Origin of the sequence: Pseudomonas sp. PONIH3, assembly GCF_002934345.1 — a bacterium.
Taxonomy (GTDB): domain Bacteria; phylum Pseudomonadota; class Gammaproteobacteria; order Pseudomonadales; family Pseudomonadaceae; genus Aquipseudomonas; species Aquipseudomonas soli.
Map to the genome: position 1 here is coordinate 854,091 of NZ_CP026386.1, position 19,234 is coordinate 873,324.

At 67.2% G+C, this 19,234-nt stretch carries 19 protein-coding genes; 14 read left to right on the top strand and 5 right to left on the bottom strand.

Translation table 11 applies throughout. The features are described from left to right. Positions 1–135: 135 nt before the first annotated feature. Positions 136–1,533: an APC family permease gene (locus C3F42_RS03730; RefSeq protein WP_104443990.1), complete on the top strand. Its 1,398-nt coding sequence runs from the start codon at positions 136–138 to the stop codon at positions 1,531–1,533. Between the two features lie 7 nt (positions 1,534–1,540). On the opposite strand, the gene C3F42_RS03735 is transcribed toward C3F42_RS03730, so the two are convergent. After that, on the bottom strand, positions 1,541–2,554 hold the full coding sequence (locus C3F42_RS03735) for an AraC family transcriptional regulator (protein WP_094011173.1): 1,014 nt from the start codon (positions 2,552–2,554) through the stop codon (positions 1,541–1,543). Positions 2,555–2,725: 171 nt separating this feature from the next. On the opposite strand from C3F42_RS03735, the gene C3F42_RS03740 reads away from it, so the two are divergent. Genes C3F42_RS03740 through C3F42_RS03750 form a run of 3 tightly spaced genes read left to right on the top strand, consistent with a single transcriptional unit; the run spans position 2,726 to position 5,373 of the window. Further along, entirely contained in the window at positions 2,726–3,910 is a 1,185-nt protein-coding gene (locus tag C3F42_RS03740; protein WP_104443991.1) for an acetyl-CoA C-acyltransferase family protein, read from the top strand. Between the two features lie 14 nt (positions 3,911–3,924). Then, entirely contained in the window at positions 3,925–4,773 is an 849-nt protein-coding gene (locus C3F42_RS03745) for a 3-hydroxybutyryl-CoA dehydrogenase (protein ID WP_038705956.1), read from the top strand. Between the two features lie 12 nt (positions 4,774–4,785). Continuing rightward, positions 4,786–5,373: a TetR/AcrR family transcriptional regulator gene (locus tag C3F42_RS03750; RefSeq protein WP_094011171.1), complete on the top strand. Its 588-nt coding sequence runs from the start codon at positions 4,786–4,788 to the stop codon at positions 5,371–5,373. A 35-nt stretch (positions 5,374–5,408) separates the two neighbouring features. Here the strand turns inward: C3F42_RS03750 and C3F42_RS03755 are convergent, their stop codons facing one another. Together C3F42_RS03755 and C3F42_RS03760 are read right to left on the bottom strand one after the other, a co-directional pair. After that, positions 5,409–6,161: an anti-sigma factor gene (locus C3F42_RS03755; RefSeq protein ID WP_104443992.1), complete on the bottom strand. Its 753-nt coding sequence runs from the start codon at positions 6,159–6,161 to the stop codon at positions 5,409–5,411. Next, entirely contained in the window at positions 6,158–6,676 is a 519-nt protein-coding gene (locus tag C3F42_RS03760; protein ID WP_038705954.1) for a sigma-70 family RNA polymerase sigma factor, read from the bottom strand. Before C3F42_RS03760 ends, C3F42_RS03755 begins: the two co-directional genes overlap by 4 nt. Before the next feature lie 132 nt (positions 6,677–6,808). Here C3F42_RS03760 and C3F42_RS03765 point away from each other — a divergent pair, with 132 nt between their 5' ends. The 5 genes from C3F42_RS03765 (at position 6,809) to C3F42_RS03785 (ending at position 10,614) form a co-directional block, all read left to right on the top strand. Continuing rightward, positions 6,809–7,855, top strand: coding sequence for a catalase family peroxidase (locus tag C3F42_RS03765; RefSeq protein WP_104443993.1), 1,047 nt, complete (start codon positions 6,809–6,811; stop codon positions 7,853–7,855). Beyond that, on the top strand, positions 7,852–8,385 hold the full coding sequence (locus C3F42_RS03770; protein WP_094011168.1) for a cytochrome b: 534 nt from the start codon (positions 7,852–7,854) through the stop codon (positions 8,383–8,385). The genes C3F42_RS03765 and C3F42_RS03770 overlap by 4 nt, the downstream gene beginning before the upstream one ends. Positions 8,386–8,464: 79 nt before the next feature. After that, positions 8,465–9,682 (top strand): MFS transporter, encoded by a 1,218-nt coding sequence (locus tag C3F42_RS03775; protein WP_038705951.1) that lies wholly within the window; start codon positions 8,465–8,467, stop codon positions 9,680–9,682. A gap of 79 nt (positions 9,683–9,761) precedes the next feature. Next, on the top strand, positions 9,762–10,307 hold the full coding sequence (locus tag C3F42_RS03780) for a cupin domain-containing protein (RefSeq protein ID WP_023631327.1): 546 nt from the start codon (positions 9,762–9,764) through the stop codon (positions 10,305–10,307). Positions 10,308–10,314: 7 nt separating this feature from the next. Then, a complete protein-coding gene (locus C3F42_RS03785) occupies positions 10,315–10,614 on the top strand; it encodes a hypothetical protein (protein ID WP_104443994.1) in 300 nt (99 codons plus the stop codon). On the opposite strand, the gene C3F42_RS03790 is transcribed toward C3F42_RS03785, so the two are convergent. After that, positions 10,601–11,200, bottom strand: a complete 600-nt coding sequence (locus C3F42_RS03790) for a 2-hydroxychromene-2-carboxylate isomerase (RefSeq protein ID WP_104443995.1) — start codon at positions 11,198–11,200, stop codon at positions 10,601–10,603. The genes C3F42_RS03785 and C3F42_RS03790 overlap by 14 nt on opposite strands. 27 nt (positions 11,201–11,227) lie before the next feature. Then, complete coding sequence (locus C3F42_RS03795; protein WP_023631324.1) at positions 11,228–11,959, bottom strand: SDR family oxidoreductase; 732 nt, start codon at positions 11,957–11,959, stop codon at positions 11,228–11,230. A gap of 89 nt (positions 11,960–12,048) precedes the next feature. Between C3F42_RS03795 and C3F42_RS03800 the strand changes: the two genes are divergently transcribed. From C3F42_RS03800 to C3F42_RS03820, 5 genes are all read left to right on the top strand, one after another. After that, a complete protein-coding gene (locus C3F42_RS03800; protein ID WP_038705950.1) occupies positions 12,049–12,612 on the top strand; it encodes a TetR/AcrR family transcriptional regulator in 564 nt (187 codons plus the stop codon). Beyond that, positions 12,599–13,192, top strand: coding sequence for a DUF4157 domain-containing protein (locus C3F42_RS03805; protein WP_104443996.1), 594 nt, complete (start codon positions 12,599–12,601; stop codon positions 13,190–13,192). The genes C3F42_RS03800 and C3F42_RS03805 overlap by 14 nt, the downstream gene beginning before the upstream one ends. 153 nt (positions 13,193–13,345) lie before the next feature. Beyond that, positions 13,346–14,587 (top strand): multidrug efflux RND transporter periplasmic adaptor subunit MexE, encoded by a 1,242-nt coding sequence (gene mexE / locus C3F42_RS03810; protein ID WP_038705949.1) that lies wholly within the window; start codon positions 13,346–13,348, stop codon positions 14,585–14,587. Between the two features lie 12 nt (positions 14,588–14,599). Continuing rightward, on the top strand, positions 14,600–17,779 hold the full coding sequence (locus tag C3F42_RS03815) for an efflux RND transporter permease subunit (RefSeq protein ID WP_038705948.1): 3,180 nt from the start codon (positions 14,600–14,602) through the stop codon (positions 17,777–17,779). Next, complete coding sequence (locus C3F42_RS03820; RefSeq protein WP_094011162.1) at positions 17,776–19,191, top strand: efflux transporter outer membrane subunit; 1,416 nt, start codon at positions 17,776–17,778, stop codon at positions 19,189–19,191. The genes C3F42_RS03815 and C3F42_RS03820 overlap by 4 nt, the downstream gene beginning before the upstream one ends. The last annotated feature ends 43 nt before the right edge of the window (positions 19,192–19,234 follow it).

Genomic DNA, 19,234 nt, shown 5'->3' on the forward strand with positions numbered 1-19,234 from the left:
GGGGCCGCCCTGCGGCCCTTTCGCCGGCAAGCCCAGCTTTTTCCTCTGCACCAACCACATATTTACTAATTTCCCCGCTGCGTACCCTGTCCCAGTATCTGGCGCAACTACAACAACAAAGAGCGGGGAACTGTCATGAGTGCAAGTGCGTCCGTGCCTGCCAGCGTGCAGCACGATCAAGCCGGCTTTCGCCGGGTCCTGGGGCTGGGATCGCTGCTGGCGGTGGCGGTCGGCCTGGTGGTGTCGCAAGGGGTGATGGTGATGATGCTGCAGGGGGTCGGTGCCGCCGGCCTCGGCTTCATCGTGCCCCTGGGGCTGGCCTACCTGCTGGCCCTGAGCTATGCGTTCTCGTTCTCGGAGCTGGCCCTGCTGGTGCCGCGCGCCGGCAGCCTGTCGAGCTACACCGAGGTGGCGCTGGGGCACTTCCCGGCCATCCTCGCGACCTTCTCCGGCTACGTGGTGGTGGCCATGTTCGCGCTGTCGGCCGAGTTGCTGCTGCTCGACCTGATCGTCGGCAAGGTCTACCCTGGGGTGTTCCCGCAGTATTCGGTGGCCTTCGGCGTACTTGCCCTGTTTACCGGCCTCAACCTCATGGGCATCGACATCTTCGCCAAGCTGCAGAGCGCCATGGCCGTGGTCATGGTCATCGTGCTGCTGATCCTCGGCGTTGCCGCGATCAGCGAAGGGCATGCCGAGGGTGTCACCGCCACCCTGCTGCAGGGCGACTGGAACCCCATGGGCGCCGGGGTGCTGGCCCTGACCGCAATGGCCGTGTGGGGTTTCGTCGGCGCCGAGTTCGTCTGCTCGCTGGTGGAAGAAACCCGCAAGCCCGAGCGCAACATCCCGCGTTCGATGATCATCGGCCTGACCGTTATCTTCGCCACCATCGGCCTGTACGGTCTGGGCGCGCTGTTCCTGGTACCGCGCGAGGCGCTGGGCAGCGATGCCCTGCCCCATTACCTGTTCGCCACCACGGTGTTCGGCAAGACCGGCGAAGTGTTCCTGGTGATCGCCGCGGTCACCGCCACCTGCAGCACCCTCAACACCTCGCTGGCGGCCATCCCGCGCATGCTCTACGGCATGGCCTGCAATGGCCAGGCGTTCCCCCAGTTCAAGCAGCTCAGCCCGCGCGCCCGCACACCGTGGGTCGCGGTGCTGTTCGTGGCGGCTATCACCGGCCTGCCGATCCTGCTGATGGGCCAGGACGCGGCGGCGATCAACCTGTTGCTGCTGGCCGCCGCGCTGGCCTGGCTGCTGGCCTACATCATCGTGCACCTGGACGTGATCGCCCTGCGCCGTCGCTACCCGCACCTGGCGCGACCGTTCCGCACACCGTTCTATCCGTTGCCGCAGCTGTTCGGCATCGGCGGCATGCTGTACGCGATCTGGAACGCATCGCCCAGTCCCGAGATGAACCTGAAGATCTACGGCACCGCCGGGCTGGTGCTGGCGTTGGTTTCACTGATCGCAATCGTGTGGATCAAAGCGGTGATGAAGAAGCCATTATTCAGGCCCGAGCCCTTGCGGCACTGACCGACCATCAAGCCGATGCGCCGCGCTTGGCCCGGTAACTGCCCGGGCTCTGTCCGGTCCACTTCTTGAATGCCCGGTGAAACGCGCTGGGTTCCTGGAAGCCGGTGTGCTCGGCGACCTCGGCGATGCTCAGGTGGCCTTCGCGCAGCAGCTCGAAGGCCATTGCCCGGCGCACCTCGTCCTTGATCTGCTGATAGGAACGCCCTTCGCGCTCCAGCTGGCGGCGAAAGCTGCTGGCGCTGAGCTTCTGCCGTGCGGCCATGGCGTCGAGCGTGGGCCACTGCCCGTAATGCAGGGCGCGCAAATGTCGATAGACCTCCGCCACCCGGCCATTCTGGTTACGAAAGCGGATCACCAGCCCCTGCGGCGCGCTGCGCAGGAAGCCCTTCAGCGCCGCCAGGTCCTGCACCACCGGCAGGCGCAGCCAGGCGCTGTCGAACTCCACCTCGGTGCGCCCGCTGCCCAGGCGCAGGTCCGGTCCCCAGAGCAGCGCGTCATCCTCCTGCGCCGGGCGCGCCAGGGCCAGCTCGGTGCGGTCGATGGCGATGCGCCGGCCGGCCAGCCAGCAAAGCAGGCCGATCACCAGCACCAGGTAGGTTTCCTCGGCGTAGACCCGGGTCAGCGGATCGGCGATGGTCGATTGCACGCTGATCACGGTGCGCGCGCCACGCACCGTGACATGGCCGTTCAAATCGCGCAGGAACAGGGCAAAACTGCCCAGGCACTGGCGCAGCGCCTTGCCCAGGGTCGGCTCCTGGATCAACCCGCGGCAGATCAGGGCGAAGCTGCCCAGGGGCATGCCGTGGCTGTCGAGCTGGAAGAACTCATCGTGCAGCTCATCGATCAGCGCCAGCCACAGCTGGGCGAAGGCCTTGGCCGGCACCCGCGCCAATGGCTCGGCCAGCACCTGCGGGTCGATGCCCACCGCCCGCAGATGGGCGTCGCGCGCCTGGGGCCGGTCGCGCAGGGCGTGGACCATGGCATTGAGGAAGTACACCGCGACCGTGTCGCTATCGCGCATGGCAGAAGTCCGCTGTCTATGCTGAGTGGCAAAAAATGCCAGGTTGTCTGAACAGATCCGGCATAGGCCGCCCGCAGGCCTTTGCCTAGACTCGATCCACCCCCGCAGGGTGTGGGCGCCATTCTCGCAGAGCCTCCCGCGCCCCGCCACGCCTTCGCAAACGGAGCCCCCATGAGCAGCACAGAAATCTTCGTCGTCAGTGCGGTACGTTCGGCCATCGGCAGCTTCGGCGGTTCGCTCAAGGACCTGCCGCTGGCCGACCTCGCCACTCAGGTCACCCGCGCCGCCATCGAGCGCTCGGGCGTCGCCGCCGAGCAGATCGGCCATGTGGTGATGGGCAACGTGATCCCCACCGAACCACGCGATGCCTACCTGGGCCGGGTCGCGGCGATGAACGCCGGCATCCCCAAGGAAACCCCGGCGTTCAGCGTCAACCGCCTGTGTGGCTCGGGCCTGCAGGCCATCGTCTCGGCTGCCCAGGGCCTGCTGCTGGGTGACAGCGACATCGCCCTCGCCGCCGGCGCCGAAGCCATGAGCCGCGGTCCCTACCTGCTGCCGCAAGCGCGCTGGGGCGCACGCATGGGCGACCTGCAAGGCATCGACTACATGGTCGGCATCCTCCAGGACCCGTTCGAGCACTTCCACATGGGCATCACCGCCGAGAATGTCGCGGCGGCCCATGGCATCAGCCGCGAGATGCAGGATGAAGTGGCCCTGACCAGCCAGCATCGCGCTGCCCGCGCCATCGCCGAAGGCCGCTTCAACGGCCAGATCGTGCCGATCGAGATCAAGACCCGCAAAGGCAGCGTGCAATTCGCCGTGGACGAGAACGTGCGCGCCGATGCCAGCGCCGAACAACTGGCGGGCATGAAGCCGGTGTTCAAGAAGGACGGCACGGTCACCGCCGGCAACGCCAGCAGCATCAACGACGGCGCCGCCGGCCTGGTCCTGGCCACCGGCGACGCCGTGCGACGCCAGGGCCTCAAGCCGCTGGCGCGGATCGTCGCCTACGCCCACGCCGGCGTGGAGCCGGCGCTGATGGGCCTGGGCCCGATCCCGGCGACGCAGAAAGTGCTGGAGAAAGCCGGCCTGAAGGTCAGCGACCTGGACGTGATCGAGTCCAACGAAGCCTTCGCCTCGCAGGCATGCGCCGTGGCCCGCGCCCTGGGCTTCGACCCGGAAAAGGTCAACCCCAACGGCTCGGGCATTTCCCTCGGCCACCCGGTCGGTGCCACCGGCGCGATCATCGCCACCAAGGCCATCCATGAACTGCACCGCGTCCAGGGCCGCTACGCCCTGGCCACCATGTGCATCGGTGGCGGTCAAGGCATCGCCATCGTCTTCGAACGCGTTTGACAGGAGTCAGCAGCATGAACATCGAACAGATCGCCGTGATCGGCGCCGGCACCATGGGCAACGGCATCGCCCAAGTGTGCGCGCTGGCTGGCTACCAGGTCCTGCTGGTGGACGTTTCCGACGCCGCGCTGGAGCGTGGCGTGGCGACCCTGGGCAAGAACCTCGAGCGCCAGGTCGGCAAGGGCACCATCGACGCTGACAAGGCCGCCGCGGCCAAGGCGCGCATCCGCACCAGCACCGACTATGCCCAGCTGGCCAGCGCGCAACTGGTGATCGAGGCTGCCACCGAGAACCTCGCCCTCAAGCAGCGCATCCTGCAGCAGGTGGCGGCCAACGTCAGCGCCGAGTGCCTGATCGCCACCAACACCTCGTCGCTGTCGGTGACCCAGCTGGCCGCGAGCATCGAGCAGCCGCAGCGCTTCATCGGCGTGCACTTCTTCAACCCGGTGCCGATGATGGCGCTGGTCGAGATCATCCGTGGCCTGCAGACCAGCGACGCGACCTATGCCCAGGCATTGCTGGTGACAGAGCGACTCGGCAAGACCCCGATCACCGCCGGCAACCGCCCGGGCTTCGTGGTCAACCGCATCCTGGTGCCGATGATCAACGAAGCGATCTTCGTGTTCCAGGAAGGCCTGGCCAGCGCCGAGGACATCGACACCGGCATGCGCCTGGGCTGCAACCAGCCGATCGGCCCGCTGGCCCTGGCCGATCTGGTGGGCCTGGACACGCTGCTGGCGATCATGGAGGCCTTCCACGAAGGCTTCAACGATAGCAAGTACCGCCCCGCGCCGCTGCTCAAGGAAATGGTTGCCGCCGGCTACCTGGGGCGCAAGAGCGGCCGCGGCTTCTTCACCTACTAGAGGAACCGCGCCATGGCCCCGGTCACTGCGGCGCTGCGCTGCGCCAATTTCGAGGAGCGGCGCGACCGGGCCATGGCCCTGTTCGCCGAAAAAGGCTTCGGCCAGGTCAGCATGCGTGAGCTGGCGGCGCACGTGGGCTTGACCGCAGGTTCGCTGTACCACCACTTCCCCAGCAAGCAGGACCTTTTGTACGACCTTATCGAGGAGTTGTACGAGGAGCTGCAGGCGACCCTCGACCAAGGCCGCCGGGCGCGGACCCAGGGCAAGCCGGTGCTGGCCTGCCTGATCGCCGCGCATTGGCAGTTGCATGGCGAGCGGCCGTTGCAGTTTCGCCTGGCAGAGCGGGATTTCTGCTGCCTGAGCGAGGACCAGCAGGCACGCCTTGCGGGTTTGCGCGAACGCTACGAAACCGGGCTGCTGCGCCTGATTGCGCCGCAGGCGCGGCTGGCCGGGGAAACCCTGGCGGCCACCGGGCATGTGCTGGCGACGCTGCTTAACCAGTTGCCCGGAATGTTACGCGGCAAGGGCTTGGGTGAAGCCGAGGGGGTTGGGTTGATGGAGGGTCTGGTGGTGGGCGCCATGGAAAGGACGCTTGGGTAGTGTTGTGATCACCCGGTCGACCGCCGTCAAGCCGTCTACAGACTGACCCCCAGCGCCTGGCGTAGCTGCTCGCCACGGGTATCGTCCACCGCGCTGACCAGGGCAAAGTTGTAATCGCCATGGGACCAGTAGCGAGCCTCCAGCTGGCCATCGGTGCGCTGGCCGGTAGGCATACGCTCGAAATGCTCGCCGGGAGAACGCAGGAACAGGCTGATGCGCTGTCCCTGGCGATCCTCGAACACCAGCAACGCCGCTGGCCCCGCCTCGTTGCTCAACAGTCGCGCCCCCACTGGCTGGAAGCCATAGCCCGCCAGGTCCGGCAGGCGGCCGACGCGGTTGAAGTGAGTGCCCAGCCAGGCCTGCAGGCGTGCCGGGTCGCGAGCCTCGATGTCCAGCGTGCTGGCCTCGGCGAACAGCCTGTGGGCCTGCACCGCGTCGGCCATGGGCAGCATGCCGGCGAACAGCGTTACCTGGCGCGCCTGCCAGCCGCCAATCCCGCCCAGGCCTAGCGCCAGCATCAGCACCGCCGCTGCTGCCAGGCGACGCTGCCGGCGCTGGCGCAGGCGGCGACGCAGCGGCGCCAGGTCAAGGTGCGGATCGCTCGGCCGCTCGCCAAAGCCGGCCAGGGCCGCCCGCAGGCGCCGGGCATCGGCACGCCAGGCCTCGATGCGCACGGCCTCCTGCGGATTGGCGGCCAGCCAGGCCTCCACCTCGGCCCGGCGCGCCGGCTCCAGGCGCTCGTCGACATAGGCGTGCAACTCGTGCTCGGTGGGGATCAGGCGTGTCATTTGAGTCTCCGCAGGGCCGGGGGCGCAGGGTTGCCCTCGGTCAGTTCACGCAGGGCGGCACGGGCACGCGACAGGCGCGACATCACGGTGCCGATGGGGATGCCAAGCGTCTCGGCCGCCTCCTTGTAGCTCAAGCCCTCGACACTGACCAGCAACAGCAATGCCCGCTGCTCGGGCGACAAGCGGGCGAAGGCCTGCAGGTCGGCCTGGGCCAGCACGATGCTCTCGATCTCGCCGCCCGCCGGTTCCTCGGCCTGGCCCCGGCCGAACCAGGCCAGCCAGCGCGCGTGCAAGCGCTCGCGGCGCTTGCCGTCGAGGAACAGCCGGTAAAGGATGGTGAACAGCCAAGGCCGCAGGCTGTCGGCATCACGCTGCTGGCCGCGACGGCTCAGGGCGCGCTCGACCGTGGCCTGGACCAGGTCGTCGGCGGTACCGGGCTCGCGGGTCAGCCACAGGGCGAAGCGGCGCAGGCGCTGCAGCAGCTCACGCCATTGTTGGTCGTCCAGGTCGTGCATGTCGGGTTCCGGGGCCCTGCGGGCTGTCAGTGTACAAGGCAGACGCGCGGGCACGGAATCTATTCCCCCGCCGGGAATAAATCGTTTGCCCCTGCGTCGTACCGGTTCATTCCACCTGACCGGACCGTTCCCATGACTACTCCCTTGCACGGCCCCGCCAAGGCCCTGCGCCTGGCCGCCATCGCAGCCACGCTGGCCGCCCTGGGCGCAGGCTTCGCCTACGCCGCCGGCTGGATCGGCGCGCCAAGGCTGACCCCACAGCGCATCATCGACACCTTCGAAGCCCAGGCCGGCCACCACCCCGGCTACCGGAAGAACCATGCCAAGGGCCTGTGTGTCAGCGGTTACTTCCAGGCCAGCGGCCAGGCCGCCTCGCTGTCCAGCGCCCGGGTGTTCAGCCAGCAGAAGGTGCCGGTGATAGGCCGCTTCGCCATCGGCGGCGCCAATCCGTTCGCGCCGGACACCGCCATACCAGTGCGCAGCCTGGCGCTGCAGTTGACCAGCGACGACGGCCAGGTCTGGCGCACCGGCATGAACAACCCGCCGGTGCTGGCCGTAAGCACGGTCGAAGGCTTCTATGAACAGGTCCTGGCCGGCGCCCCGGACCCGGCCACCGGCAAACCCGACCCGGCCAGGCTGCAAGCCTTCTTCGCCGCCCACCCGGAGAGTGCGGCGTTTCGCCAGTGGGCGGCCAGCTACAAGCCCAGCGACAGCTTCGCCAGCACCGCCTACAACAGCATCAACGCCTTCCGCCTGATCGATGCCAACGGCCAGGCGCACCCGGTGCGCTGGGCACTGGAGCCGCAGGCCGCATACGCCGCTTTGCCCGCCCAGGTCGACGACAAGCAGTTCCTGCAGCACGACCTGCAGCAACGCCTGGCCCAGGGCCCGCTGCGCTGGACCCTGCGCCTGACCCTGGCCGACCCCGGCGATCCGGTGGACGACCCGGCCCGGCCCTGGCCCGCCGAACGCCGCAGCCTCGATGCCGGCACCCTGGTCGTGGAGCAGGTCGACGGCCCCGAGCAAGGCGCCTGCCGCGACCTGAACTTCGACCCGCTGATCCTGCCCCACGGCATCGAACCCTCCGCCGACCCGATCCTCGCCGCTCGCTCGGCCGCCTATTCGGTGTCGTTCAACCGCCGCAGCCACGAGTCGCTGACCGAAGGAGCCCGCCCATGAGCGCCACTGTCTTTCACCCCCTGGCCCGGCTGCTGCACTGGCTGATGGCCGTGCTGATCCTGGCCATGCTGTTCATCGGCGTGAGCATGGTCGCCGACCTGTCGCCACGCCACCCCTGGCTGGTCGAGCTGCACAAGGCCACCGGCCTGGCCCTGCTGGTGCTGGTGATCCTGCGCATTGTCCTGCGCCTGAGCCTGGCGCACCCGCCGCTGCCTCGTGACCTGCCTCCCCTGCAGCGCCTGGCCGCCGGCGCCTCGCACCTGCTGCTGTATGGGCTGATGCTGGCCATGCCGCTGCTCGGCTGGGCGATGCTATCGGCAGGCGGCTACCCCCGCCCACTGCAATTGCCCGCCATCGCCCCCCACGACCTGCAGCTCTACGCCGTGCTGCGTCAGGCCCATGGCTGGGCCGGCTACCTGCTGTTCGCCACGGTGCTGGTGCATTTGGGCGCAGCCTTGGTGCATGGGCTGGTGCGTCGCGACGGCGTCTTGCGTAGCATGTGGCCAGGCCCGTTGCGTCGCGGTGAGTGAGCTCCGCCAGGGCTCGACAAATGCAAATAATAATTACTAACATCGGCGCTCACTTCGTCGAACTGCCCTGGACTGCCTTATGAACGTTGCAAAGGACCCTGCCACGCTTGCCCCGGTGAGCAGCCCGCCCAGCACCCTGGACCTGCGCCCGCTGATGCTGGCCAACATGGCCTGCACCATGTCGATGATGGCTTTCGTCGCCCTGATCGGCCCGATCGCCCGCTTGCTGGGCATGGCCACCTGGCAGGCCGGCGCGGCGGTGACCGTGGCCGGCGTGGTCTGGGTGCTGCTGGCCCGGCCCTGGGGGCGCCTGGCCGATCGGCTTGGCCGGCGCCGGGTACTGCTGCTGGGCAGCGGCGGCTTCACCCTGGCCTATTGGGTGCTGTGCCTGTTCATCGACGGCGCGTTGCGCTGGCTGCCGGGCGCGACCCTGGCCTTCTTCGGCCTGATGCTGGCGCGGGGCATGATCGGCGCCTTCTATGCCGCGCTGCCGGTGGGCGGCAACGCGCTGATCGCCGATCACGTCGAGCCGCAGCGCAGGGCGCGGGCCATGGCCTCGCTGGGTGCGGCCAACGCGGTCGGCCTGGTGCTGGGCCCGGCCCTGGCCGCGCTGCTGTCGCGCTACAGCCTGAGCATGCCGTTCTATGTGCTGTCGCTGCTGCCGGCCACGGCGTTCGTCGTGCTGCTGTTCAAGCTCAAGCCACAGCCGTTGGCCCAGGCCCATGCGCCCAACCCGGTGCGACTGTCCGACCCGCGCCTGCGCAGGCCTTTGCTGGTGGCCTTCAGCGCCATGCTGAGCATCACCGTGTCGCAGATCGCCGTCGGTTTCTTCGCCCTCGACCGCCTGCAGCTCGAAGCCGGCGCCGCCGCCCAGGCCGCGGGCATCGCCCTGACCAGCGTGGGCGTGGCGCTGATGCTGGCCCAGGTGTTCCTGCGCCAGTTGGAATGGCCACCTCTGAAGATGATCAAGGTCGGCGCATGCGTATCCGGGCTTGGTTTCGCCGCCGCGGCCCTGGCCACCAGCGCGCCGTGGCTGTGGGGTGCGTTCTTCGTCGCCGCGTTCGGCATGGGCTTCGTGTTCCCGGCCTTCTCGGCCCTGGCGGCCAATGCCATGCACGCCAGCGAACAGGGTGCGACGGCCGGCTCGATCGGCGCCGCCCAAGGCATGGGTGCGGTAATCGGACCGCTGGCCGGTGCCCTGGTCTATGCCCTCGATCCGCGCCTGCCGTTCCTGGCCGTGGGCGCCCTGCTGCTGCTGGTCGGGCTGTGGCCGGCAGCGTCTGACCAGCGCCACTGATGCGCACAGCGCGCAAGCGTGCAGAGTGTGTTTTAATGCCTCGCCCATTATTTTTGACACCTCTGCAAACAAGGCGGCTATGGACACGGGGACACGACTCAAACTGGTGCGTGAACGCAACAACCTCTCCCAACGGGAGCTGGCCCGCCGCAGCGGCCTGACCAACTCGACCATCTCGCAGATCGAGCAAAACCGGGTCAGCCCTTCGGTCAGCTCCCTGAAGAAACTGCTCGAAGGGATCCCCATGTCCCTGGCCGAGTTCTTCAGTTTCGACGAGCCGGTGCGCGAGGAGCGCTATGTGTTCCGTGGCGGCGAACAGCCCGACCTGGGCCGCAACGGCCTGCGCATGCTGCTGGTCGGCGCCAGCGTCGAAGGTCGGCAGATGCGCATGCTGCGTGAGCTGTACGCACCGGGCGCCGACTCCGGCGAGCCGATCGTGCATGCCGAAGGCGAGGAATGCGGCCTGGTCACCCGTGGCACCCTGGAACTGTGGGTCGATGGCCAGGTGAGCATTCTCAATGCCGGCGACGGCTACTACATCCCCACCACCCTGCCCCACAGCTTCAAGAACATCGGCCCCGACGAGGCCGAGATCATCAGCGCCAACACCCCGGCGAACTTCTGACCCGAGCATGACCACCGTCGCCAGCCGCGAGGCGTACCAGTGCCTGCGTGATGCCGCCCTTGGCGTCCGCCCGCTGGTGACGGTCGCCCGCCTGGCCGGTGACCAAGTTGAGGTGCTGGTCGAAGGATGGCGCCTGACCCTGGTACTGGATAGCGAGGGGCTGACCCACTGCAGCCACTGCCAGTGCCCGGATGGGCGGCTGGGCTCGCTGGACGACTGGCACCGCTACGGCACCAATCCGGTCGATCACCTGAGCCTTTGGGAACGCAGGCAGATAGAGCGACTGCTTTCAGTCATGCCTGCCTGACCAAGGCCTGCTCGACGAAATCCAGGCGGTCCTGGCCGAAGAACATCTGCCCGTCGACAAAGCACGTCGGCGCCCCGAACAAACCGCGCTCGACCGCCTCCTCGGTGGCTTTGCGCAAGGCGTCCTTGACCTCGGGCCGGGCGGCCAGTTCATGGAACATCTCGGCCTCGAAGCCGCCGGCGGCCAGGGTTTCATCCAGTACCGCGGGATCTGCCAGATTGCGCCCGTGCACGAACAGCCCTTCGAACAATACCTTCAACAGCGCCTCGAAACGCTCTTCGGCAAACAACTGGACGCCGATCAGCCCGCGCATCAGGTTCAGGGTGTTGACCGGGAACCCCGGCGGCAGGGTCAGCGGCACGCCATAGCGATCGGCATAGCGCTTGAGGTCGATGCGCATATAGCGCCCCTTGGCCGGCACCAATACCGGCGAGGCATTGCCGGTGGCCTGGAACACCCCACCCAATAGAATCGGCTTGTATACCAACCGCGCCCCATGGCGCGCGCACAGCGCGGGTAGCTGGGTGAAAGCCAGGTAGGTGGCCGGGCTGCCCAGGTCCAGGAAGAACTCGACGGTCTTGCTCATGATTCAATCCTTGTATGAGGGTGGGATTTACCAGCGCTCCATCCACGGCCGCAGGTCCAGCTCAAAGGTCCAGGCATCACGCGGTTGCGCATGCAGGAACCAGTAACTGTCGGCGATGTGCGCAGGATCGAGGATGCCGTCCTGGTCCTTGAGCGCGTAGCGTTCAGGGAAGCTGTCGCGGATGAAGGCGGTGTCGATGGCACCATCGACCACCACGTGGCCGACATGGATGTTCCGTGGACCCAGTTCCCGCGCCATGCTCTGGGCCAGGGCGCGCAGGCCATGCTTGGCGCCGGCGAAGGCGGCGAAACCGGCCGCGCCACGGGTGCCAGCGGTGGCACCGGTGAAGAGGATGGTGCCGCGCTCTCGGGTCACCATGCGCCGGGCGACCGCCTGGGCATTGAGAAAGCCGGCGAAGCAGGCCATTTCCCAGATCTTGAAGTACTTGCGCGGGGTTTCCTCGAGGATGCTGCACGGCACATTGGCACCGATGTTGAAGACGAACGCCTCGATCGGGCCGATATCGCGCTCGATGGTCTCCACCAGCTCGGCGACTTCCTCTTCCTTGCGCGCATCCGAGCCAAATCCATGGGCCTGGCCGCCCTCGGCGCGAATTTCGGCGAGCAGCGGCTGCAGCTTCTGTGCCTCGCGCCGGGTCACGCAGGCTATGTAGCCCTCGCGGGCGAAACGCTTGGCAATCTCGCCGCCGGTGGCATCACCCGCCCCGATCACCAGCACGACTTTTTGTTGTTCTGCCATGGACCGCTCCATTGATGAATGATCGTTTAGTAAACGAACGCTATGCTACGATCAGCTCATCGTCAAGCCCACACCACGAGGTTGCGCGCATGCGCTATGCCACCGACCACAAGCAACAGACCCGTGAAAAACTGCTGTCCAGCAGCGGCGCCCTGGCCAAGCGCGGCGGTTTCGCCGCCACTGGCGTGGCCGGGCTGATGAAGGCCATCGGCCTGACCGGCGGCGCCTTCTACAACCACTTCCCGTCCAAGGATGACCTGTTCAGCGAGATCGTCCGCCGTGAACTGGCCAACAGCCCGCTGGCGCGCCTGGTCGAACGTGGCACCGACCGTGCGCGGCTCAAGCGCCTGCTCGACCAGTACCTGAGCCTGGCGCACCTGCACAATGCCGAAGGCGGCTGCCCGTTGCCGCCACTGGGGGTGGAGATCGCCCGCGCCGAACGGCCGGTGCGCGAACAGGCCGAACACTGGCTGCTGGAGTTGCACCAGGCCTGGAGCGAAACCCTGGATGACCCCGACCTGGCATGGGCCTTGCTCAGCCAGTGTGTCGGCGCGCTGGTGGTGGGGCGCATGCTGGCCAGCGAACCGGTGCAGGCACAGGTGCTGGACGCCAGCCGCAAGCTGGTCGAGCAGGTCTTCGATGAGGTTCGCTAGCACGCTGCTGGGGTTGCTGATGACCCTGCCCGCCTTCGCCCAGGACAGCTGCCCGACCGGGCAGTACCAGGTCTGCCTTGTGGTGTGCTTCTGCGCGCCCATCGACCCCAACCAAGGAGGCCAGGTGCTGCAGGATGTCGAGCGCATGGCCACCGGCAGCCTGGTGTTCGCCCTGCGCCAGGCCCGCGAGGAAGCCACCGCCAATGGCACGCAGCCGATTCCCCTGCATATCCGCGCACAGCTCGAACCCTGGTACGACTTCGCCGTGCTCGACGCGGCACGTTACCGGGTCGGCAACGAACAGCAGATCAGCGCCGCCAACGCTCTACTGCAGAACCCGGACGTCAACGCCGTGACCCTGATCGACACGGTCATCTTCCGCCGCCCCGCCGATGCCGAGGACAACGTGGCGTTGTGGGCCCATGAGCTCAAGCACGTGCAGCAGTATCAGGAGCTGGGCGTCGAGGGCTTCGCCCAGCAATACACCCGTGACTACCAGGCGCTGGAGGGCCCCGCCTACGAGATCGAGGCCAAGGTGGCCAAGGCATTGCGTGAAAAAGCCGCTGGCGGGCCGCGCTGACTGCGCAATCCTGATGGGTGCCCATGCGTCATGATTGATGATGGCACCCGACATATCATTGCCCGTGATAATAACCTTCGCTCCATTTGATTCGTGCGTCACGCGCAAGACACTCAAACTCCGCCCACTACTAATATCTCGGCGGAGTTCTCCATGGATCACTCACTCAAACCCCTGCGCTTCCCCCTCGCTGCCCTGGCAGTGGTGGTGCTCAGCGCTTGCGGTCGCACCCCCGACGCCGTGCAGGCTCCCGCCGCGCCCAAAGTCAGCGTAGCCAAGGTGATCGAACAGCCGATCAACGAATGGGACGAGTTCACCGGCCGCCTCGAAGCACCGGAAACCGTCGAGGTACGCCCACGGGTGTCCGGCCAGGTCGACCTGGTGGCCTTCACCGAAGGCGCCCAGGTGAAGAAAGGCGACCTGCTGTTCCAGATCGACCCACGCCCGTTCCAGGCTGAAGTCCGCCGCCTCGAAGCCCAGCTCCAACAAGCCAAGGCTACCGCCATCCGCAGCGCCAACGAAGCCCGCCGTGGCGAGCGCCTGCGTGACAGCAACGCGATCTCCGCGGAACTGGCCGAGTCGCGCACCAGCGCCGCCGCCGAAGCCCGCGCCGGGGTCGACGCAATCCAGGCCCAGCTCGACCTGGCCCGCCTGAACCTGAGTTTCACCCGCGTCACCGCGCCGATCAGCGGCCGGGTCAGCCGCGCCCAGTTCACCGCCGGCAACATCGTCACGGCCGACGTCACCCCGCTGACCAGCGTGGTCTCCACCGACAAGGTCTACGCCTACTTCGACGCCGACGAGCGCGTGTACCTCAAGTACAGCCAGCTGGCCCGCGACGGCCAGCGCGGCCAGAGCACCCCGGTGTACCTGGGCCTGACCAACGAGACCGGCAACCCACACCTGGGCCAGATGAACTTCGTCGACAACCAGGTCAACCCGCGCACCGGCACCATCCGTGGCCGCGCCGTGTTCGACAACCGTGACGGCCAGTTCACCCCCGGCCTGTACGCGCGCCTGAAGCTGGTCGGCAGCGCCCAGTACGACGCCGTGCTGATCAACGACGAAGCGGTCGGCACCGACCTCGGCAAGAAGTTCGTGCTGGTTATGGACAAGGACAACAAGGCCGCCTACCGCGCCGTGGAACTGGGGCCCAAGCTCGAAGGCCTGCGTATTGTGCGCAGCGGCCTGGGCAAGGACGACCGCATCGTGGTCAAGGGCCTGCAGCGCGTGCGCCCTGGCTCGCCGGTCACCCCGGAGGAAACGCCGATGGCCAGTGAGCAGACCCTCGCCGCCCTCGCCCAGCAGCGTCAGGCCCTGGAAGCCAGCAACCCGGCACCGAAGGTTGCCGGCGCCAATGTCAAAGTCGCCAGCGCCCAAGCGCCGCGCGGTTAAGGGACAACACCGATGAACTTTTCGAAATTCTTCATTACCCGGCCGATCTTCGCCGCGGTACTGTCGCTGGTGCTGCTGATCGCGGGTTCGATCTCGCTGTTCCAGCTGCCGATCAGCGAATACCCCGAAGTGGTACCGCCCACCGTGGTGGTGCGCGCCAACTTCCCCGGCGCCAACCCCAAGGTGATCGGCGAGACCGTCGCCGCGCCGCTTGAGCAAGCCATCACCGGTGTCGAGAACATGCTGTACATGTCCTCGCAATCCACCGCCGACGGCAAGCTGACCCTGACTATCACCTTCGCCCTGGGCACCGACCTGGACAACGCCCAGGTGCAGGTGCAGAACCGCGTCACCCGCACCCAGCCCAAGCTGCCGGAAGAAGTGACCCGTATCGGCATCACCGTCGACAAGGCCTCGCCCGACCTGACCATGGTCGTGCACCTGACCTCGCCGGACAACCGCTACGACATGCTCTACCTGTCCAACTACGCCATCCTCAACATCAAGGATGAGCTGGCGCGCCTGGGCGGCGTGGGCGACGTGCAGCTGTTCGGCATGGGCGACTACTCCCTGCGCGTTTGGCTCGATCCGAACAAGACCGCTTCGCGCAACCTGACCGCCAGCGACGTGGTGGCCGCGATCCGCGAGCAGAACCGCCAGGTCGCCGCCGGCCAGCTCGGCGCCCCGCCCGCCCCCGGTTCGACCAGCTTCCAGCTGTCGATCAACACCCAGGGCCGCCTGGTCAACGAGGAAGAGTTCGAGAACATCATCATCCGTGCCGGTGCCAACGGCGAGATCACCCGCCTGAAGGACATCGCCCGGGTCGAACTCGGCTCCAGCCAGTACGCCCTGCGCTCGCTGCTGAACAACCAGCCGGCCGTGGCCATCCCGATCTTCCAGCGCCCGGGCTCCAACGCCATCGAGATCTCCGACGAAGTACGGGCGAAGATGGCCGAGCTGAAGAAGGACTTCCCCGAAGGCATGGACTACAGCATCGTCTATGACCCGACGGTGTTCGTCCGTGGTTCCATCGAGGCGGTGGTGCACACCCTGTTCGAAGCGCTGGTGCTGGTGGTGCTGGTCGTCATCCTGTTCCTGCAAACCTGGCGCGCCTCGATCATCCCGCTGCTGGCCGTGCCGGTGTCGCTGATCGGTACCTTTGCGGTGATGCACCTGTTTGGTTTCTCGCTCAACGCGCTATCGCTGTTCGGCCTGGTGCTGGCCATCGGTATCGTCGTGGACGACGCCATCGTCGTGGTGGAGAACGTCGAACGCAACATCGGGCTGGGCCTGAAACCGCTCGAGGCCACGCAAAAGGCCATGAGCGAAGTGACCGGGCCGATCATCGCCACGGCGCTGGTGCTGTGCGCCGTGTTCGTGCCGGCGGCGTTCATCTCGGGCCTTACCGGGCAGTTCTACAAACAGTTCGCCCTGACCATCGCCATCTCCACCGTGATCTCGGCGTTCAACTCGCTGACCCTGTCGCCGGCCCTGGCCGCCGTGCTGCTCAAGGACCACCACGCGCCCAAGGACCGTTTCTCGCGGTTCCTGGAAAAACTGCTGGGCAGCTGGCTGTTCGCCCCGTTCAACCGCTTCTTCGACCGCGCCAGCCATGGCTACGTCGGCGGCGTGCGCCGGGTCATCCGTTCCAGCGGAATTGCACTGTTCGTGTATGCCGGCCTGATGGGCCTGACCTACCTGGGCTTCTCGTCCACCCCGACCGGCTTCGTGCCGTCCCAGGACAAGCAGTACCTGGTGGCCTTCGCCCAATTGCCTGACGCCGCCAGCCTCGACCGCACCGAGGCGGTGATCAAGAAGATGAGCGAGATCGCCCTCAAGCAGCCAGGCGTGGCCGACTCGGTGGCCTTCCCAGGCCTGTCGATCAACGGTTTCACCAACAGCCCGAACAGCGGCATCGTGTTCACCCCGCTCAAGCCGTTCGACGAGCGCAAGGACCCGAGCCAGTCGGCGGCAGCCATCGCCGCCGCGCTGAACGCCCAGTTCGCCGATATCCAGGACGCCTACATCGCGATCTTCCCGCCTCCGCCGGTACAAGGCCTGGGCACCATCGGCGGCTTCCGCCTGCAGATCGAGGACCGCGGCAACCTGGGCTACGAAGCGCTGTACAAGGAAACCCAGAACATCATCGCCAAGAGCCACAACGTGCCGGAACTGGCGGGCCTGTTCACCAGCTACCAGGTCAACGTGCCGCAGGTCGATGCCGCCATCGACCGGGAAAAGGCCAAGACCCATGGCGTGGCGATCAACGACATCTTCGACACCCTGCAGGTCTACCTGGGCTCGCTGTACACCAACGACTTCAACCGCTTTGGCCGTACCTACCAGGTCAACGTCCAGGCCGAGCAGCAGTTCCGCCTCGACGCCGAACAGATCGGCCAGTTGAAGGTGCGCAACAACCTGGGCGAGATGATCCCGCTGGCGACCTTCCTCAAGGTCAGCGACACCTCGGGGCCTGACCGCGTGATGCACTACAACGGCTTCATCACCGCCGAGATCAACGGTGCCGCAGCCCCCGGCTACAGCTCCGGTCAGGCCGAGGCTGCGATCGAGAAGCTGCTCAAGGAGGAACTGCCCAACGGCATGACCTTCGAGTGGACCGACCTGACCTACCAGCAGATCCTCTCGGGCAACACCGCACTGTTCGTGTTCCCACTGTGCGTGCTGCTGGCCTTCCTGGTGCTGGCCGCCCAGTACGAAAGCTGGAGCCTGCCGCTGGCGGTGATCCTGATCGTGCCGATGACCCTGCTGTCGGCCATCACCGGGGTGATCATCTCCGGTGGCGACAACAACATCTTCACCCAGATCGGCCTAATCGTACTGGTGGGCCTGGCGTGCAAGAACGCGATCCTGATCGTCGAGTTCGCCAAGGATGAACAGGCCAAGGGCCTCGATCCGCTGGCTGCGGTACTGGAAGCCTGCCGCCTGCGTCTGCGGCCGATCCTGATGACCTCGATCGCCTTCATCATGGGTGTGGTGCCGCTGGTGTTCTCCTCCGGCGCCGGTGCCGAGATGCGTCACGCCATGGGTGTGGCGGTGTTCTCGGGGATGATCGGGGTGACCGTATTCGGCCTGTTCCTGACCCCGGTGTTCTTCTTCCTGATCCGCCGTTTCGTCGAGCGTCGCCAGGCCCGCAAGGCCGAGCACGCCGTGGCACTGGAGAACCATGCATGAAGTTGCTCAAACCCCTGACCCCGAGCCTGCTGGCACTGGCCCTGGCGGCCTGCGCGGTGGGCCCGGACTACCAGGCCCCGCTGACCGAACCGGCCAAGCTGGACGCCGGCCTTGAAGCCAAAGCCTATGACCGCAGCCGCTTCGAGAGCGTGTGGTGGAAACAGTTCGACGACCCGGTGCTGAACCAGCTGGTGCAGGCATCGCTGGACGGCAACCGCGACCTGCGCGTGGCCTTCGCCCGCCTGAAAGCGGCGCGGTCGATTCGCGAGGACGTGTCCAACGACCAGATCCCCGTGGTCACCAGCCGCGCCAGCAGCGACCTGGGCAAGGGCCAGGTCCCTGGCCAGACCGAGCGCCGGGTCAACAGCGAACGCTATGACCTGGGCCTGGACATGGCCTGGGAGCTTGACCTGTTCGGCCGCATCCAGCGCCAGATCGAGGCCAGCGAAGCCCAGGAAGCGGCGGCCGAGGCCGACCTGCAGCAACTGCAGGTCAGCCTGATCGCCGAGCTGGTCGACGCCTACGGTCAATTGCGCGGCGCGCAACTGCGCGAGCAGATCGCCGTGGCCAACCTGAAGACCCAGCAGCAGTCGCGGGACATCACCGTGACCCTGCGCGACACCGGGGTCGGCAACGAGCTCGACGTGGTGCGCGCTGACGCCCGCCTGGCGGGTGTCGAAGCCACCGTGCCGCAATTGCAGGCCGAACAGGTGCGGGCGAAGAACCGCATCGCCACCCTGCTCGGCCAGCGCCCGGACGCGATGGCCGTGGACCTGTCGCCCAAGGCCCTGCCGGCCATCGCCAAGGCCTTGCCGGTGGGCGACCCCGGCGAGCTGCTGCGCCGCCGCCCCGACATCCGCAGCGCCGAGCGCCAGCTGGCTGCGGCCACGGCCAACGTCGGCGTGGCCACCGCCGACCTGTTCCCGCGGGTCAGCCTCAGTGGTTTCCTCGGCTTCACCGCCGCCCGCGGTTCGCAGATCGGCTCCTCGGCGGCCAATGCCTGGGCGCTGGGCCCCAGCATCACCTGGGCGGCGTTCGACCTGGGCAGCGTGCGCGCCCGCCTGCGCGGCGCCAAGGCCGATGCCGAAGGGGCGCTGGCCAATTACGAACAGCAAGTGCTGCTGGCCCTGGAGGAGTCCTCCAACGCCTTCAGCGACTACGGCAAGCGCCAGCAGCGCCTGCTGGCGCTGATGCGCCAGAGCGACGCCAGCCGCAAGGCGGCGGACCTGGCCTCGGTGCGCTACCGCGAAGGCACGGTGGACTACCTGGTGCTGCTCGACGCCGAGCGCGAGCGCCTGAGCGCCGAAGACGCCCAGGCCCAGGGCGAGGTCGAGCTGTACAGCGGCATCGTCGCGATCTACAAGGCGCTTGGCGGCGGCTGGCAACCCGATGTGGTGGCCAGCTCGCGCTGACCGTCCCCTGATGTGAAGACTCCTTTGGTTGGTTCCTCCCCCA

Coding starts and splice junctions, on each gene's coding strand:
- C3F42_RS03800 (WP_038705950.1), top strand. CDS start 12,049: ATGCGCTATGCCACCGACCACAAGCAACAGACCCGTGAAAAACTGCTG.
- C3F42_RS03785 (WP_104443994.1), top strand. CDS start 10,315: ATGACCACCGTCGCCAGCCGCGAGGCGTACCAGTGCCTGCGTGATGCC.
- C3F42_RS03775 (WP_038705951.1), top strand. CDS start 8,465: ATGAACGTTGCAAAGGACCCTGCCACGCTTGCCCCGGTGAGCAGCCCG.
- C3F42_RS03780 (WP_023631327.1), top strand. CDS start 9,762: ATGGACACGGGGACACGACTCAAACTGGTGCGTGAACGCAACAACCTC.
- C3F42_RS03750 (WP_094011171.1), top strand. CDS start 4,786: ATGGCCCCGGTCACTGCGGCGCTGCGCTGCGCCAATTTCGAGGAGCGG.
- C3F42_RS03730 (WP_104443990.1), top strand. CDS start 136: ATGAGTGCAAGTGCGTCCGTGCCTGCCAGCGTGCAGCACGATCAAGCC.
- C3F42_RS03815 (WP_038705948.1), top strand. CDS start 14,600: ATGAACTTTTCGAAATTCTTCATTACCCGGCCGATCTTCGCCGCGGTA.
- mexE (WP_038705949.1), top strand. CDS start 13,346: ATGGATCACTCACTCAAACCCCTGCGCTTCCCCCTCGCTGCCCTGGCA.
- C3F42_RS03770 (WP_094011168.1), top strand. CDS start 7,852: ATGAGCGCCACTGTCTTTCACCCCCTGGCCCGGCTGCTGCACTGGCTG.
- C3F42_RS03765 (WP_104443993.1), top strand. CDS start 6,809: ATGACTACTCCCTTGCACGGCCCCGCCAAGGCCCTGCGCCTGGCCGCC.
- C3F42_RS03790 (WP_104443995.1), bottom strand. CDS start 11,200: ATGAGCAAGACCGTCGAGTTCTTCCTGGACCTGGGCAGCCCGGCCACC.
- C3F42_RS03755 (WP_104443992.1), bottom strand. CDS start 6,161: ATGACACGCCTGATCCCCACCGAGCACGAGTTGCACGCCTATGTCGAC.
- C3F42_RS03795 (WP_023631324.1), bottom strand. CDS start 11,959: ATGGCAGAACAACAAAAAGTCGTGCTGGTGATCGGGGCGGGTGATGCC.
- C3F42_RS03740 (WP_104443991.1), top strand. CDS start 2,726: ATGAGCAGCACAGAAATCTTCGTCGTCAGTGCGGTACGTTCGGCCATC.
- C3F42_RS03745 (WP_038705956.1), top strand. CDS start 3,925: ATGAACATCGAACAGATCGCCGTGATCGGCGCCGGCACCATGGGCAAC.
- C3F42_RS03820 (WP_094011162.1), top strand. CDS start 17,776: ATGAAGTTGCTCAAACCCCTGACCCCGAGCCTGCTGGCACTGGCCCTG.
- C3F42_RS03735 (WP_094011173.1), bottom strand. CDS start 2,554: ATGCGCGATAGCGACACGGTCGCGGTGTACTTCCTCAATGCCATGGTC.
- C3F42_RS03760 (WP_038705954.1), bottom strand. CDS start 6,676: ATGCACGACCTGGACGACCAACAATGGCGTGAGCTGCTGCAGCGCCTG.
- C3F42_RS03805 (WP_104443996.1), top strand. CDS start 12,599: ATGAGGTTCGCTAGCACGCTGCTGGGGTTGCTGATGACCCTGCCCGCC.